Origin of the sequence: Paenibacillus chartarius (assembly GCF_042432825.1) — a bacterium.
GTDB classification, from domain to species: Bacteria; Bacillota; Bacilli; order Paenibacillales; family NBRC-103111; genus Gordoniibacillus; species Gordoniibacillus chartarius.
The window spans coordinates 18,054-34,304 of record NZ_JBHLWN010000044.1 but is presented as its reverse complement, the minus strand read 5'-3'; the positions used below and the strand labels follow the sequence as shown (position 1 = coordinate 34,304).

At 53.4% G+C, this 16,251-nt stretch carries 12 protein-coding genes; 11 read left to right on the top strand and 1 reads right to left on the bottom strand.

Annotated elements, in window-relative coordinates; translation table 11 throughout:
- The first annotated feature begins 64 nt into the window (after nucleotides 1-64).
- The 3 genes from ACFFK0_RS11195 to ACFFK0_RS11185 all read left to right on the top strand — a co-directional run bounded on the left by ACFFK0_RS11195 (nucleotide 65) and on the right by ACFFK0_RS11185 (nucleotide 3,033).
- Entirely contained in the window at nucleotides 65-364 is a 300-nt protein-coding gene (locus ACFFK0_RS11195; RefSeq protein WP_377470266.1) for a type 2 periplasmic-binding domain-containing protein, read from the top strand.
- Nucleotides 365-490: 126 nt separating this feature from the next.
- On the top strand, nucleotides 491-1,207 hold the full coding sequence (locus tag ACFFK0_RS11190) for a response regulator transcription factor (protein WP_377470264.1): 717 nt from the start codon (nucleotides 491-493) through the stop codon (nucleotides 1,205-1,207).
- Nucleotides 1,171-3,033, top strand: a complete 1,863-nt coding sequence (locus tag ACFFK0_RS11185; protein ID WP_377470265.1) for a sensor histidine kinase — start codon at nucleotides 1,171-1,173, stop codon at nucleotides 3,031-3,033. The genes ACFFK0_RS11190 and ACFFK0_RS11185 overlap by 37 nt, the downstream gene beginning before the upstream one ends.
- A gap of 90 nt (nucleotides 3,034-3,123) precedes the next feature.
- On the opposite strand, the gene ACFFK0_RS11180 is transcribed toward ACFFK0_RS11185, so the two are convergent.
- Nucleotides 3,124-3,438, bottom strand: coding sequence for a cupin domain-containing protein (locus tag ACFFK0_RS11180; RefSeq protein ID WP_377470262.1), 315 nt, complete (start codon nucleotides 3,436-3,438; stop codon nucleotides 3,124-3,126).
- A 206-nt stretch (nucleotides 3,439-3,644) separates the two neighbouring features.
- Between ACFFK0_RS11180 and ACFFK0_RS11175 the strand changes: the two genes are divergently transcribed.
- The 8 genes from ACFFK0_RS11175 to ACFFK0_RS11140 all read left to right on the top strand — a co-directional run bounded on the left by ACFFK0_RS11175 (nucleotide 3,645) and on the right by ACFFK0_RS11140 (nucleotide 16,145).
- A complete protein-coding gene (locus tag ACFFK0_RS11175) occupies nucleotides 3,645-5,918 on the top strand; it encodes a helix-turn-helix domain-containing protein (RefSeq protein ID WP_377470261.1) in 2,274 nt (757 codons plus the stop codon).
- 177 nt (nucleotides 5,919-6,095) lie between these two features.
- Nucleotides 6,096-7,637 carry an extracellular solute-binding protein gene (locus ACFFK0_RS11170; protein WP_377470259.1) on the top strand — a complete coding sequence of 514 codons (1,542 nt, stop codon included), beginning with the start codon at nucleotides 6,096-6,098 and terminating at the stop codon, nucleotides 7,635-7,637.
- 249 nt (nucleotides 7,638-7,886) lie between these two features.
- Nucleotides 7,887-8,807, top strand: coding sequence for an ABC transporter permease (locus ACFFK0_RS11165; RefSeq protein WP_377470258.1), 921 nt, complete (start codon nucleotides 7,887-7,889; stop codon nucleotides 8,805-8,807).
- 15 nt (nucleotides 8,808-8,822) lie between these two features.
- The gene (locus ACFFK0_RS11160) at nucleotides 8,823-9,698 is read left to right on the top strand and encodes a carbohydrate ABC transporter permease (protein ID WP_377470257.1); all 876 of its coding nucleotides are present in this window, start codon (nucleotides 8,823-8,825) and stop codon (nucleotides 9,696-9,698) included.
- A 14-nt stretch (nucleotides 9,699-9,712) separates the two neighbouring features.
- On the top strand, nucleotides 9,713-11,437 hold the full coding sequence (locus ACFFK0_RS11155) for a DUF8769 domain-containing protein (protein WP_377470256.1): 1,725 nt from the start codon (nucleotides 9,713-9,715) through the stop codon (nucleotides 11,435-11,437).
- On the top strand, nucleotides 11,434-12,477 hold the full coding sequence (locus ACFFK0_RS11150) for a glycoside hydrolase family 88/105 protein (RefSeq protein ID WP_377470255.1): 1,044 nt from the start codon (nucleotides 11,434-11,436) through the stop codon (nucleotides 12,475-12,477). The genes ACFFK0_RS11155 and ACFFK0_RS11150 overlap by 4 nt, the downstream gene beginning before the upstream one ends.
- A 27-nt stretch (nucleotides 12,478-12,504) precedes the next feature.
- Nucleotides 12,505-13,737, top strand: coding sequence for a glycoside hydrolase family 130 protein (locus tag ACFFK0_RS11145; RefSeq protein ID WP_377470253.1), 1,233 nt, complete (start codon nucleotides 12,505-12,507; stop codon nucleotides 13,735-13,737).
- A 212-nt stretch (nucleotides 13,738-13,949) separates the two neighbouring features.
- Nucleotides 13,950-16,145 (top strand): hypothetical protein, encoded by a 2,196-nt coding sequence (locus tag ACFFK0_RS11140; RefSeq protein WP_377470252.1) that lies wholly within the window; start codon nucleotides 13,950-13,952, stop codon nucleotides 16,143-16,145.
- Nucleotides 16,146-16,251: the final 106 nt, after the last annotated feature.

The following is a 16,251-nucleotide window of genomic DNA, read 5'->3' as shown; positions in this document are numbered from 1 at the left end:
ACACCATCACCTACCAGAAGCTCACATCATGACCTTAGCGGAGCTAACTTGATATTCAAAAAATATTATTGTCGACCAGCATCAGCGCGTGCCTGAAGTGCTCCTGATCAGCAAGCTGACCTGGGATAAGCTCTCGGAAGCGGACCGCAAGCTGATTAAGCAGGCGGCGCTCGACTCGGTGAAGACGCAAAGAGAGGAATGGACGAAATTCGAGAAGGATGCGGAAGCGAAGGTCAAAGCGGCCGGCGTGAACATCGTTCAGGTTACGGATCTGAAGCCGTGGAAAGAAGCGGTCAAGCCTATGATCGACAAGTATCGTAATGAGTACAAAGAAGTATTGGATGCAATTGAGAAAACGAAATAAATGAAAGACGAGCAAAGGGAGGCCGCTAGGCCTCCTGTGCGCGCTTTCGGAACATTTGCGCCGTTGCAGGAAATTGCGGGGCGGCGGACGAAATAATGAGAGCGGTATCAGGAAAGGAAGGGGTTTATGTTTAACGTATTGTTGGTCGATGACGAGCGTTGGGCAAGAGTCTCGATCCGTCATATGGTGGAGCAGACGCAGCTGCCTTTCCGTATCGTTCATGAATGCTCGCACGGCAAGGAAGCGCTGGACTACGTCCGGCACGATGCGGTGGATTTGATTATGTCCGATATTCGCATGCCTGTCATGGACGGCCTGTCCCTCGCAGCAGAAATCCGCCATCATAAACATATCCATATGATGATGCTCAGCGGATACAACGATTTTCCATTGGTACAGCAAGCGATGCGCTATGGGGTCGAGGATTATATATTAAAGCCTGTCGATGGAGACGAACTGAAGCTGAGCTTGCAGCGGTTTCTCGACAACAAAGGCTATTCGCCGAACGCTCAATCGACGATCCAGCAAATCCTCCGCATTATTCAAGAGGCGATGCCGGGAGACATTTCCTTGCAGGAGGTAGCGGATAAAGTGCATTTGAATTCATGCTACATCAGCCAGCTGTTTAAGAAGCAGATGAATCAAAAATTCGTCGATTACGTGCTGGAGCAGCGAATCGAGGAGGCGAAGCGGCTGCTGGCCAGAACGTCGCTGCGTGTCGCCGAAGTGGCCGGCAAGACGGGGTATACGGACATCGCGTACTTCTGCAATACGTTTAAACGACAGACCGGGGTGACGCCGAGCGAATACCGCAAATCCGTACAAGAAGGGATGCCGTTATAGACAAATTTCTGCAGCGAATAGGCTCCTACACGCAAACCTACGTATTTCTCAAAGACCGGACGCTGACGCTTCGGCTGCTCATTTTCTCGGGGTTTCTGGTCGTCTTTCCGCTGCTGCTGCTTGGCATTATCGCTTACCGGGAGTCGTCGACCCATCTGGAGAAGCAGGCGACGGCAGCCAGCTGGCAAATTATCGAGCAAGTCAGGTCGCACATCGAATACTATATTACCGGCTTCGAAATTGATTCCATCAAGCTGCTCAACCAGCCGGAGATGAGAAGCTTCCTGCTGATACAAAACAGGGAACAGTTGGAGCAAAGCGGCTTGGAAGCGATCATTCTGCAGCTGCTGAAGGACACCTCGTATTCGCGATCCGATATTGCCGGTATGAAAATCATTCTGGACGGGATTACCGTCGTCGAGATTGCGGATCCTGCGGCGCAGCCGGACGTAGACGATCAAACGGCGGACGCCTGGTACCGCTCGCTGCCGGATAACGGCGACATCGTGCTGGTCAGCCGAACGATCCGGGTGCGGGACCGCAACGAGCCGGTCATTTCCATGATGAAGCGGCTTAGCAGCCCGTATACGCTGGAGCCGGTCGGCACGCTGGTTATGGACATTAACTTCAAGCGCATTCAAGAAGTGTCGGAGAAGGTAACGGTTGGACGCACGGGCTTTCTCACGATCCTGAATGAAAGCGGATACTATATGTATCATCCGGATTCGAGCGTCCTGGGCATGCGGGATACGTCCGATATGGTCAGCCGCATGAAGTCGCACGACAACGGGTTTTTCCTGGTCAAGGACGGGGCGGAGGAGTATGTGACGTTCAGTTATTCCCCTTATTTAAAATGGTACATCATGACCTCTTACCCGAAGCGCGAGCTATTGCTGGGCGTGGAGACGATCGGCCGGACGCTGCTGTGGACGGTCGTCTGCATACTGGGTATCGCCTATGTTCTCGGTTTCGGACTGGCGGCGAGCCTCGTGCGCCCGCTCCGTCATCTGCAGCGGCTCATGCAGAAGGTGAAGCGCGGCGACCTTACGGCACGGGCTGTCGTGGAATCGAAGGATGAGATCGGGCAGCTGACGCATGACTTTAACAAAATGGTGGAGCGGCTTGGCGTATTGCTGGAAGAGGTGTATGTTACCAAGCTGCGGGAGCAGGATATGACGCTGCGGCAGCGGGAGACGGAGCTGAAAATGCTGCAATCGCAAATGAATCCGCATTTCCTGTACAATTCCCTCGAAACGATACGCGGCATGGCGCTGGACAAAGGAGCTCAAGATATTTCATCGATGACGACCGCTCTCGCGCGGCTTCTTCGCTACAATTTGGATAACTCTTCGACCCTGGTCACGCTCAAGGAGGAGCTCGCCGTATGCGACATGTACTTGCGCATTCAGTCGTTCCGGTTCGAGGATAAGCTGCGGTACAGCTTCCACATTCCGGAATGGGCTTTCGCTCAGAAGGTCGTGAAATTTTCTCTGCAGCCGCTCATCGAGAACGGGGTTATTCACGGGACGGAACCGAGAGAGGGACTTGTGAACATTACGATATCGGCTCAGCTTGAATCCGAAGGGAGATTTTCCATTCGCATCCAAGATACCGGCATCGGCATCTCCGAAGATCGTCTTGCACAAATTCAGTGCGATTTGAAGGAACGAGATGCGTCGGCCGGCGGCGCTCATATCGGCATCGTGAACGTCCATCGCAGAATCGCACAGCTGTTCGGCGAGGATTACGGACTGCATTTGACAAGCGAGCGGAATCGGGGGACCGAAGTGACTATTTGTTTTCCCTATACTCCGGAAACACAATAAAGGCAGCCGGCTGCAGCCGGACTGCCTTATTGTGTTGCAAGGAACCATGCGAAGCGTTCTTCCGGGATCACAGGGAGACTGAGCCTTCGGTTATTTCAAAAGGTCTTCCCTTACAGGAGTGAAAATATCCAGGAGCGCGGACGGCTCCAGCGCCGTAACGCCATGCTTGGCGTTCGGCGGGATGTAAATGACGCCGCCCTTCTCCACAACGGTCGCCTTGCCGTCGATCCGGAACTCGATTCGACCGTACAGGCAGCGGCTCATCTGCTCGTGCGGATGGCTGTGCTCGTACCCTTCGGCTCCCGCTTCGAACTGTACCTCCATCATCATCAGGTTCCCTTCGGCGTGCAGGATGCAGCGCTTCACGCCGGGCTCCGCATTTTCCCATAATCCGATTTTGGACATTCGTCATTCCTCCTAGCTCATTGTCTATCCTAAGTATACCAGATTGTAAGTTGCCGGGCAGAACCTTCTGTCCTATCATGGAATAGACGATAGCCGGGGCGCGGGCGCAGTTAAATTTCGTACCGTTGTGATAAGATCCATACTGGACAAAAGCCGGAGTCCTGTCCTAATGTTCTTCGTGAGAGCATCCAGAAAGAGGGGATCGTATGTGGAGCCGCATCAAGCCGAAGAAGATTTATCTGAACATTTTTATGTACTCCTGTATCGCCGTCAGCTTGTTAACCCTGGTGTTCACGCTTGTTCTCAGCCAGCAGCTCGTTCGAACCGCAATGGACGAAATGAATAAAGCGAATCAAGAGAAAATGAAGCAAGTGATCCAGACGTCCGAATTTACGCTGCAGAAGCTGCGCCAGTTCGTCCTTCGGGTATATTCGGAAGAAAACATTTCCACCTGGCTGAACATGGGGAAGGCGAATTATTCCCCGCTGGCGCTAAACAAAGCCGCCATCAGTGTAAGGGAGTTCAAGAGCAGCGAGCCTTTTATTGAAACCATTTACTTAATCAATTTCGATCTTGACCAAATATACACTTCGGATTCAAGTATTTATTCGACGCAGGAATTTTACGACCAGGCGATGCTGACTTATATCAAGGGACAACAAACGCCCTATTTGCAGTATGTGAACCACGAGGTGAACGGTAAATCGCACTTGGCTTTGGTCGCGCCGGCCGCCGGGCCGAATCAGAAGTTTCAGGGGTTTGTGGCGATTCTGTTCAGCAAGCCGCTGCTCAATGAGCACATGCTGCAAATTGCAGAGGAAGATCAGAACAAAATCTATATTCAAGGTAAAAATCAGGAATTCATACTAGGCAATACGGACGCCGAATTAGCGGCTCAGCTGGCGACGCTTGCGCCTGCCGGGGGGCGTCAGGGGTGGAAGTGGACTTCCGGCAAGGAAACGTGGTCGATTCAGACGGAGCTGCTCCCGATCGAAGGGTGGAGCATTTACCACCTGTCGCCGATATCGCTCTGGCAGGCGAAGGTAACGAACATCCGGTTCGAAATTATCGGTTCTTCGGTCGCTCTGCTGCTGACGCTGCTGCTTTTTTTATTTTGGCAGTCGTACCGCAGCTTGAAACCGCTCAGCGACTTGGCTCATCAAATCGAAAGCAAGCTGGGCAGCGAGCATCCGATGCTCCAGTCTACGAATGCCGGCAATGAAATGACCGTCATCCGTACCGGATTTCATTCGCTTGTAGAGAAGCTTGAACAATTGGATTTGTCGATCAAGAGCAGCAAAGCGCTGGTCAAGGACGATTATTTGCGTCAATGGATTCTAAATTCGAAGACGTCGAAGCCGATCAAGGAGTTTATTCAAAGCCAAACTCCGATTCTTCGTACGGGCTGTTTTCGGATGGCGATCGTTCGATTGGAGTCCTACGGACGGTTCGAGGAACAGTATGACTTCGCCTCGCGCAAACTGCTGCGATACTCGATCGGCAACATTATGTCCGAAGTTTTGGCAAATTGCGGATATCATGCGGAAACAGTCGATTTCGGCTCCGACCACGTCGTGGCGCTGTTTTCCTCCCATGCTGCCGAAAACGATCAAGACCAAGCCGTAGCGGCGCTGGAGGACGCGCGGGCGCAAATTCGGCGCTGGATCAAGCTGGAGGTCCATGCCGCGGTCAGCACCGTACTCGATTTGGAAGAAAATTTACCGGTTATTTACCACCAGCTGTACGAATTAACGCTGCTGAGCTTCATCGACGCTGAGGACAAGGTATATACGTCCGAGGACCAGGAGCGGTACGAACGGGGCAAGGACAACGACCTGGATGAAGCGCTGCTGAAACAGGTCATTCATTCCGTGCAGCTCAAGAACGAGAAGGCGCTGGAAGGATATTTCGACCAGCTTACGCTCCATATGCAGGAGCTCAGCTACGAGGAGTGCAAGCTGCAGCTGACGCACATCATCTATTCGATTATGAAAAATTTCAAGAGCCAGACGACGTTTCACGGGATGAAGAGCATTCATACGTTTCTGGAGCAGTTCGCTACGCTGGGGGAAGTGAAGGCGTGGATGTACAGGGAGCTTCTGCATATCATCGAACGGCAGCGTAAGAAAAATGCTTCGGGGCGAAAGGAAGAGGTTGCAGCCGAGATGATCGATTACGTGCGCAACCATCTGCACAATCCGATGCTCTCCGTCGACGATATCGCTGCGCATGTATCGATATCGGTGAACTATGCCCGGCAAATATTTAAAGATCATTTTCAATGCTCGCTGTCCGATTTCATTACGAACCAACGGATCGAGCATGCCATACGGCTGCTGACGACTACCGACTGGACGGTAGCGGAAATTACGGAGCAGTCCGGATTCCAAACGAAAAGCACGTTCTTCTCGACGTTCAAAAAGGCGACCGGTATGACGCCCAGCCAATACAGGCTGGAATACTCGGCAAAGCAGCCGTAAAAATCGTACTCGGTGCTGTAGTGAATGTTGGACCCTGCCGGTGTGTGACTTTATGTACCAAGTGATAGAAACCGGACTGTACGGCTCCTTGGAGGCCCGCTTATGATACAACCACGCCGAAATGCAATTGTCCGGAAGGTGCTGTGACGGCGTGACAATTCATATGGAGGGGTTAGCATGAAGAAAGCGATGACGAAGAAGGCGCTGCTCGCGGCGGCATTCCTGCTGCTGGCGGGCGCTATGGCAGGGTGCAGCTCGAATCAGGGAACGGGGGCTTCAAACACGAACTCGGGTACAAACACGAGCTCGAATACGGATGCCGCGGCCAAAGCTCTGAATCCGGTTACACTGAAAATTTTGTTCCCGGGGGACCCGCCGGCCAACTGGAACGAGGTTAAGGGCGAGCTGGAAAGCCGGATGGCGGGCACGCTCAACGTGAAGCTGAACGTCGTGTTTATTCCGTGGGCCGACGTCATGCAAAAGCGCCAGGTCGCTTTAACCTCCGCGGAAGATTACGATTTGATTTGGGACAACAATCCGGTGCAAAATATCGCCGCGGGTCTCTATGAGCCGCTCGACGAGCTGATTGAAAAGCACGGGCCTGATATTAAGGGCAACCGTTCCCCCCAGCTTATAGAAGCGAACAAGGTAAACGGCAAGTTGTACGCTGTACCGTTGGAAGTGAATTTCATCCGTCCGTGGACGTTCGTCATTCGCAAGGACATTCGGGAGAAGCTGGGCGTCGCACCGATCAAGAGCTACGATGATTTGATCAAGTTCATGTACACCGTGAAGGAGAAAGCGCCGGACATCACGCCTTTCATTCCTAACGGCTCCGAACATATCGGCATGAAGATGGCCGGCATGCTCGATCCGAAGGCGAATCTGGCTCCGGTCATGAATTATCCCGGTTTGTATACGAAAGGCAATGACGGGAAGGTGTACAATATCTTCGATAACATGGACCCGTTGATCATGAAAAATTTCGAGCAGCACCACAAGCTGTACAAAGACGGAATTATGGCGAAGGATGCGCTCTTGCTGAAAAATGCGGAATTCGCCAAAGGCAAGGCGGCGGTATCGACCTTCAACGATTTCGGCGTGTCCCTCAGCACCCGAACCTCGCTGGAGAAGTCCGTGCCGGGCGCCTCCGCGGAGGCATTCAGCCTATATGACCCCAATATGAAGCTGTACTCGACTTTCAAGGCGGGCAATTTCATCGCCGTACCTGTCGTTAGCAAAAATAAAGAGCGGGCCATCCAATTCGTGAACTGGCTCAATCAGAAGGACAACTACGATCTTCTGGCTTACGGCATCAAGGGGAAGAACTGGGAAGACGCAGGGGAAGGCCTGTATAAACCGATCAAAGAAAGTCCGTATGCCGGCATACCTTTCGCATGGGGCTGGAACTCCAAGCTGGACCGGATCGACGCGACGATGGCGGAAGATGTGATCAAGCTGAACAAGTGGCAGCGGGATCCGAGCAACTTTACGGCGGATATTTTGTCCGGTTTCACCTTCGATCCGAGCCCGGTATCCAACGAAATCGCCCAATTGAGCAATGCGGGGAAAGAGCTGTTCGAGCCGATTCTGATGGGGGTTCAAGAGCCGAACGAAGGGCTCGCGAAATTCAAGGATAAGGCGTACGAGAATATGAAGAAAATCCAGGCGGAGTACCAAAAGCAGCTGGATCAGTTTCTGGCCAATAAAAAGAAGTGACCGAATCGAATCATGGGGCCCGCAGCCCCGGCATGAGCCCTCATCTTGTCGTCAAGGTGGGGGCTTATTGTTTATTGCGCAGATATACAGATCGCTCTGGCACTGGTAAACCTCGTACTCCCGCGACTGTTGGAAATCGTACTGCTGCGTATTGTTATCGTTCACACTGATTGATAAATCCAAGACTATACGCACGCCATCTTCCGTCGTACGATGCAGCTAGACACGAAAGGAAAGGTGGGCATAACGATGGGGATCATTCTGGAGCTAAGGAAAAATAAGTGGCTGTATGCAATGGCGCTTCCCGTTATCGTGTACGTATTTATATTTTCCTATTTGCCGATGTCCGCGCATCTGCTGGCGTTCAAGCAGTTTATCCCGGCCAAGGGGCTGTGGGGAAGCAGGTGGGTCGGACTCGACAATCTGAAGTTTTTCTTTACGGGGCAAGATTGGCTTGCGGTGACGGTCAACACGATCTTTTTGAATCTTTTGTTCATTGTAGCCGGTACCGTCAGCTCGCTGCTTATTGCGCTTCTGCTCAACGAAATCAAGCAAGCCTTTATTAAGAAAGTGACGCAATCTTTAGTGATCCTGCCGCATTTCATCTCCATTATCGTCGTAAACCTGATGGTCATGAATTTCTTTAACGGACAAGACGGCATGGTGAATCGGCTGCTTCGGGACTTCGGCATGCAGCCGGTCGATTGGTTTCAGACGCCGTCGGTATGGCCGTGGCTGCTGACGCTGATCTTCGTTTGGAAGGGAGCGGGCTGGGGGTCGATCATTTATTTGGCGACGTTAACCGGCTTCTCCGAGGAGTATTATGAGAGCGCGCGCATCGACGGCGCCAAGCGCTGGCAGCAAATTTGGCATATTACGCTGCCTCTGCTGCGGCCGACGATCATCGTACTGACGCTGCTCGCGCTGGGACGTATTTTTTACGGGGATTTCGGTTTGATTTACGGCATCATTGGAGACAATTCTTTGCTCTTCAAGGCTACGGACGTCATCGATACGTACACATACCGCTCCTTGCGCGACGTCTCCAATATGAACAGCTACAGCAATGCGGCGGCAGTCGCCTTATTCCAGTCGGTTATGGGCTTTATCACCATCCTGTTCTTCAACTGGGTAGTCCGCAAGATCGACAATGATTCGAAGCTATTTTAGAGAGGGGCTTACGGTATGGTAGTGAAGCAGCGGGATGCATCCCAGTGGGCCGTGTCCATAACAGCCTATGTGTTTATCGGGTTCTTTGCCTTGATTTGCTTAATTCCGTTCTGGCTCGTGTATATCGGCTCGTTTACGGCGGAGCATCAGATTGTGAAAGGGTTCCAGATGTTCCCGACCGAATTTTCGCTGGATTCGTATCGGTTCTTATTCGCGGGAAGCCAGGTGTACAGGAGCGGTTTCGTGTCTGTCTTCGTTACGGTTGTAGGCACCGCCGGCGCCGTTCTGTTGACGGCCATGTTCGCTTATGTGACCGCGCATCAGAAGGTGAAATACCGCAACGCGATGTCGTTCTACATCTATTTCACGATGCTGTTTGCACCCGGACTTGTCGGTTATTATTTGCTGATCTCCAACTGGCTGGGTTTACGGGATTCGCTTTTGGCGCTCATTTTGCCGCATTTGTTTTCCGCCTTCAATGCGTTCATGATGACGTCGTACTTCCGCACGCTGCCGTTCGAGCTGAATGAAGCGGCGACGATGGACGGAGCCCATGAGCTGTACATTTTCTTCCGGATTGTGTGGCCGATCTCGATGCCGGTGATTGCGACGATCACGCTGTTTTACGCGCTTACGTACTGGAACGATTGGTTTAATGCACTGATGTTTATCGATAATCCGCAAAATCATCCGCTGCAAATGATGCTCCGCAGAATCGTGTCGAATGCGCAAAATCTGGACTATTTGAATACGAACGTCAACATTCCGGTTGCGGCTTCCGGGGTGCAGCTGTCGACGGTGTGCATTACGATCGGGCCGATCATTTTCTTATATCCGTTCCTGCAGCGTTATTTCATCAAAGGAATGACGATCGGCGCGGTTAAGGGGTAGAAGGAGGTTCACTTATGGCAGGTAGCGGCAGAAATCAAGATTTATTGGCGAGTCTGGCGGCGCGGGAAGAATCCTACGATTCGGAAGTCAAGCTGCAGTTTGGGCCGATGACGAGCACGTACCATACCGCATTAAAGAAAGAGACGCATCCGGTCGTACACGGGCTGTTTCCGTCGGCCGCCTACGCGCTTGATCTGCTCGACAGCGGGCTTCCGGCATATGCGGATCGTGCGCTGCAGATGCTGCCGGTTATCGCCGGGCTGCAGGATCTTCGTTCAGATAGCCCGACTTACGGCGTGTGGCCTTACTTCTATGAGGAGCCGCTGGATGAGATGGATTCGCCGGACTGGAACTATGCCGATTTTATCGGAAAGAAGCTGGTGCTTGTGCTCAAGCGGCATCATGACCATCTGCATGAAGAGCTTAGGCAGCGGTTGACGGAGGCGGTTGAGGCGGCATGCCGGGCGATCAAGAAACGGGATGTCGGTCCCGGCTATACGAATATTGCGGCGATGGGAGCTTTCGTCACGCTCGTCGGCGGCGAGGTGATCGGAGCGGAGGAGTTTGTGGAGTATGGCCGGAATCGGCTGCGGCGGCTTCTTGATTATACGATGCGGCTGGGTACCTTCGTGGAATTTAACAGCCCCTGTTATACGCCGATTACGATTGAGGAGCTCCACCATGTGCATACGGAGACGAACGATCCGGTCTCTATCGATTTGTCGGAACGGCTGCTGCATTGGGCATGGAAAATGACGGCGGAGCACTATCATCCGCGCACGAAACAGTGGGCAGGGCCGCACAGCCGCTCTTATTCGGCGATGCTGAGACCGGGCAGCTTCGAATCGAGACTGCTTCGGAATGCGGCAGAGGAAGATGCAGGTTTACCATTGCCTCGTTGTCCGCAGGAGCTGGCCCGATATTTTCACCTGGAGGAGGAGCGTTATTTCCGGCAGCCGATCTTCTTGGAAGAGGAGACGGGCTACCAGAGCTATGCGACCACATATATACAGCAAGCGTATTGTTTAGGCTCGTTCTCCAAAGACATGATGTGGAACCAGCGCCGGAATTTGATCGGTTACGTCGATAACGGCGGCAAGGCGGCTTACGTGCAGCTTCGTGTCCTGAAGGACGGCAAAGACTTCTCGTCGGCTGTGTTTACGGGCGTACAAGATCGGAGCGAGATCGTATTCGGGATCAACATGGCGCTGGACTACGGGGACTGGCACCCGGTATTGGATCCGATTCACGGCGTATTTGAAGCTGAGGATTTGCGCATCCGTATCGAAATCGGGGGCCACACCGGAGGGGTGGAGCTGCGGGCCGGACCCGAGCGGGAGCTTGGGTTCGATGCGGCCGCCGTCATCGGGGAGCAAACCGTGCGGGTTACGTGTTTGTCCGCCGTATCGGATTTGGGTGTGCCGCGCGTTGCGCTTACCCTGTCCGAGCATGATGGAACACTTGGCATCGATTACGTCATCTACGAAGGTCAGCGGAAACGGTTCAACATCCACGAGTGGAAGCAAGCGGCGTGGGTGTTCTTGTTCACGATGTCGGCGCGAACGGAAGAGCTGCGGGCTGGTGGGGAACACACGACGAACGAAGATGTTTTGAATGCTTGGTGCGAGAAGCGGGGGCGCAGAATGGGCATCTCCATTCCCGTCAAGCCAGGCCGGATTGCGGAGCTGTACCGGAATAACATCGTTATGTTGATGGACGAGGAGGAGGTATCGCCATGACGCAACTACGCAGGCAAGCATGCCAAATTGCCGCAGAACGAGTCGTTTCCTTCATGCTGAGAGGGCGGCCGGGCGATTGGGGTATGGATATCGACAGATGGGACTGGAATCCCGGCGTAGGACTGATCGCGATTCTTGAATATTACGAAGCGGCGCGAAAGCCCGAAATATTGAGCGAGCTAACCGTATGGATCGAGCGCAATAAGCACCAGTCCCAGCATCATAAGGTGATCAATTCGATGGCCCCTTTTACGGTGTTTCCTAGACTATACGAACTGACGGGTGACTTGTATTACCGGGACAAAGCGATCGACATTGGCAATTGGGTGTTGACGGAGGCGCCGAAGACAAGGGAAGGGGCATTGGAGCATACGGTTACCGAGCCGGAGCAGTTTGCCGAGCAGGTGTGGGCGGATACGATCTTCATGGCGGTGCTGTTTCTCGCCAGACTGGCAAGAGTGTCCGGGGACCCGAAGTATGGAGATGAGGCGCTGCGCCAGCTGCAGCTGCACATCGAGCTGCTGCAGGACGATAACACCGGCGTGCTGTTCCACGGCTGGAACTGCGGCAGCGGCGATCATATGTCCGCGGCCCGGTGGGGCAGGGCGAACGCCTGGATCGCCTTGGCGACGCCGATGATCGTGCAGGAGCTTCAGGGCATGCCGGTCATACCGGATACGTTAATGGAACGTTATTCTCGTTTGCTTCAAGGGCTGCTGGCGTATCAGGCGGATAACGGGTTATGGCCGGTTGTCGTTGATCGACCGGAGTACCGCTGCGAGGTATCCGGCAGTGCGGGGATTGCCGCCGGCTTTATGAAAGCTGCGAAGCTAGGCTGGGTAGGGGACAACTACCGGTCTGCTGCCGAATTAACGCTAATGCGGCTGCTGGAACACATCGATGAACAAGGGAACGTAGGAGGCGTGTCCGGCGGAACCCCGGTGCTGGCGACGGAAGCGGCCTATAACGAGTTTGAGATTCGTTCGACCCAATACGGCCAAGGTCTTGCGCTGCTGCTGCTTGCCGAATACTTGAATTAAGTTGATTTGTATGGGAGGAGTCGCTTCATGAAGCCGATTTTCCGATATTCCCCGCAGCCGGTACTGGAGCCGGTGCAGGACTGCGAATGGGCGAGCAAAATGGTGCTCAACCCCGCGATTGTGAAAGATCCGGCATCCGATGAGCTGCACATGCTTTTTCGGGCGACGGGGCCATGGTCGCAGAAACGTAAGGAGGGCAAGCACGATCCGTATCCCATTTTTCTGGGCTATGCGGTAAGCGGCGACTTGGGCCGGACATGGGAGGCGGATTTTTCGCGACCCGCGCTTGCGCCTGCATTGAACGAGCGGTTTGAAGACATCTACATCACGGATATCCGCGGCAGTCGGGTACGCGATTACGCCAACGGCTGTATTGAGGATCCGCGCATCTTTCCTGTCGAAGGGGAGCTGTATGTTTCCGCTGCCTGCCGGCTCTTTCCCCCGGGGCCATACTGGCTTATCGATCAGGAGCCATCGGTCGACACAAGGGGCGATTACGTGCCGGAGTGGGTGCATGAGGGGGAAGATCCTTTCCGTGCAGCGGCCCGCTCCAACAATACCGTAACGGTTCTCTTCAAGCTCGACCTGGATAAGCTGAAGGAACGCCGTTATGAAGCAGCGTTTACATACGTATGTCCGCTTACGGAAGGGCATGTCAGCGATAACCGCGACGTGTTTTTGTTTCCCGAGAAGATGCGCATTGAAGGGAAAATGCAATATGTGATGCTGCATCGTCCGATGACGCCGGCTTCGTTCCCGCAGGGCTCTCAGGTCGATGCGCCGTCGATCTATCTTGCTGCGGCGGAGCGGCTGGAGGATTTTGCATCGGACCGGGCATCCCATCGGCTGCTTGCGACACGCGAGTTCCACTGGGAAAACGACCGGATCGGAGCGAGCTGGGCGCCGCTGCGGATTTCTTCCGGCGAATGGCTCGTCGCTTACCATGGCAAGAAGGACAGCCACTTTGGCTATACGCAATCGTTTCTGATCGTCCGCGAGCAGGAGAACGATTTTCCGATCGTGACCCACCGGTGCCCGGAACGTCTCATGTATGCGCAGCAGAGCTGGGAGATGCCGGCCGATTACCCGACGCCGTGTTTGTTTACGACAGGCGGCATCGTCGTCGGTGACGATCTGATTATGTCTTATGGCGCGGCCGATCAGAAGGCGGGCGTCTCATGGGTGAATTTTGCCGAGCTGGTTGATTATGTAAAGAAATTTGACGCGAAAGGAGTTATGACTGCAACGCAACCCAAGTAGAGTTGACGATTTCAAGCCGGTTATCGAAGACAGCGATGATCGGCTGATATAAACCTCGTACTTGAAAGCGCTTAAACGAAGTTACTGCGGCCAGGCTTTTGAAAGGTGGTGGTCTATGCAGGCTGATGAGATCGATTGTTGTCATATTATTCGTGATTGGTGAACGGCTATTTTCAAACATGCTTGGTCCAAAATAAAAAGGAGGTTGACTAATGAGAGGCTGGCGTCATTCCATTCAAGCTCGTGTCGTGGTCGTTTTACTGGCAATCGTAATGGCGGGAGCATGGATTCCTGCAGGAGACGTTCACGGAGCGGGCACTTTGCTGAAAACAGGCAATTACACTTTTAGCTTTGCGGCGGATGGAGGCAATACACCCGACAAAGGGACGACCGGACTTATATCGTCCGCAAACGGAGTACTGTTTGACGGCAAGAACACAACGTATGCCGGCTGGATGGGGAGCGCAACGTCCAAAGGGACGGTCTCGGTGGCTGTTGACTTGCTGAAGGACTATCCCTTGGACAGCATCGAAATCATCCTCAATTCGCCGAACCGGTTCTGGGGCTTTAAAGAATTTACCGTCAAATACCGTTCGGAAACGCATCCGGATTATTACTATATTGCCGGCAAGCACGTTCGTGCGGGCAGCACCACCGACCTCCCTTATTCGGTCAACCTGCCGATGTCGAACAAGATGGCCCGGTTTATCGTCATCGATATTAAACGGTCCCATGCTTATCAGCATATCCCTTTTACCGAATTGAAAATTTATAAAGGGACCGGCGAAGAAGGGGCCAATCCTGAACCTCCTTACACGGCGGAACAGCTTGCCCTCGAAATGAAGAAAGATCCTTTGATGGTCGACAAGTACGGCCAATGGATCTACGAGAATTGGACCGGCAAAGTAACGGACGACACGTATTTGCAGCAGGAATACCGGGATGAAGCGGAAGCGCTGTCCAAGGTAAAGCTGAATCGTAAGATCTACGATAAATACGGCGGCATAAAGAGCGGGGGACAATACAAAAAGACGGGATATTTCAGACTGGAGCAAATCGATGGAAAATGGTGGTTTATTACCCCGAGCGGCCATAAATTTATTTTAAAAGGCGTCGATGCGACTAGTATATGGGAATGGGGCTACGGCACGCCGCTGAAAAAAGCGGACGGAACCCCGAGAGGAGTGTTCCAGGAGCTGCCCGACCCGGTCGCTTATGCTCCGGCCTATGTGAACGATTCTAATGGCGAGCGGGTCAGCTTCGTGATTGCGAATGTGATGAGAAAGTATGGCGACGACTTCGAGGAGAAGTGGGAGGAAATCACCAAGCAGCGGCTCATCGATTGGGGCTTTAACGCCTTTAGCAAATGGACCCGTCCGCGGGGAATCAAGTTCCCTTACATTCAAGTGCTGCAGGACCCGGGCAACTTAAAGAGAATTCAATGGACCTACGATGTGTTTGACCCGCAGAACGAAACGATCATCGATGCCGCATTGGCGGGGCAGCTTGAAAGCGCCAAGCAAGATAAGTGGCTCATCGGTTACACGTACGATAATGAGGCGGGCTGGACGGCGGACATCGTCAAGGAAGTGCTGACCTACAAGTCGACATCGGCAGCCAAGAACGCTTTCGTAGAATTCTTGGCGCCGAGATACGGAAATGACATCGCTGCGGTCAACCAGCTCCTCGGTACGAGCGCCGCTTCGTTCGCCGAGCTGAAGGATGCGTCGATCGATATCGCCAAGGTGCCGTCTGCGGATGTGTCGGAGTTTATTAAGCTGGCGTCCCGCACGTACTTCTCCACGATTAAGAATATTATTCGAAGACACGATACGAACCACCTGTTCCTCGGTTCGTCGGTCGTTCCGACGTGGCGCACGAGTCTGGAATGGGATTCTGGGGCGATGGACTACGTCGATGCGTTCTCCGTTGACAATTATGTTAACAATGCAGATTGGATTGCGCGGTATGAAGCGTTCGGCAAGCCGCTCTTGAATCTTGAATTTACGTTCAGTACGACGCAGCGCGGGTTGTCCCCCGTCAACGCGGGTACGACCGTATCGAGCACCGTGTACAGAGGTACGGCGTTCAAGTCGTTCGTGGAAGCTCAGGTTGCTCATCCTTTGTTCGTAGGTACGGGGTGGTTCTCGTATTACGATCAGGCAGTCACTTGGCGCAAAGACGGCGAGAACTTCAACATCGGTCTAGTTAATCAACAGGATCAGCCGTATAAGGAGATGGTTGAAATTATGAAGACTGTCAATGCGGGACTGGAGCAGGTTCATGCGACTGGAGGCAGCGCTGTAACAACGGTCGGATCGGCTGTGTATGGCTCAACCGGAGATTCGGAGGATGACATGGATATGGACGGTTACGACGGGGACAGCGACGAAGAGGACGAGGAGTAGGGAAAAGCAAGAAGGGGTGATTCGCTCTAGTCGGGGCAAGTGATTTCGGGTAGGCGGGTAATGTGATCACGTAAAGAGGGGCTTTCCCAAGCCATCGAAGATGACG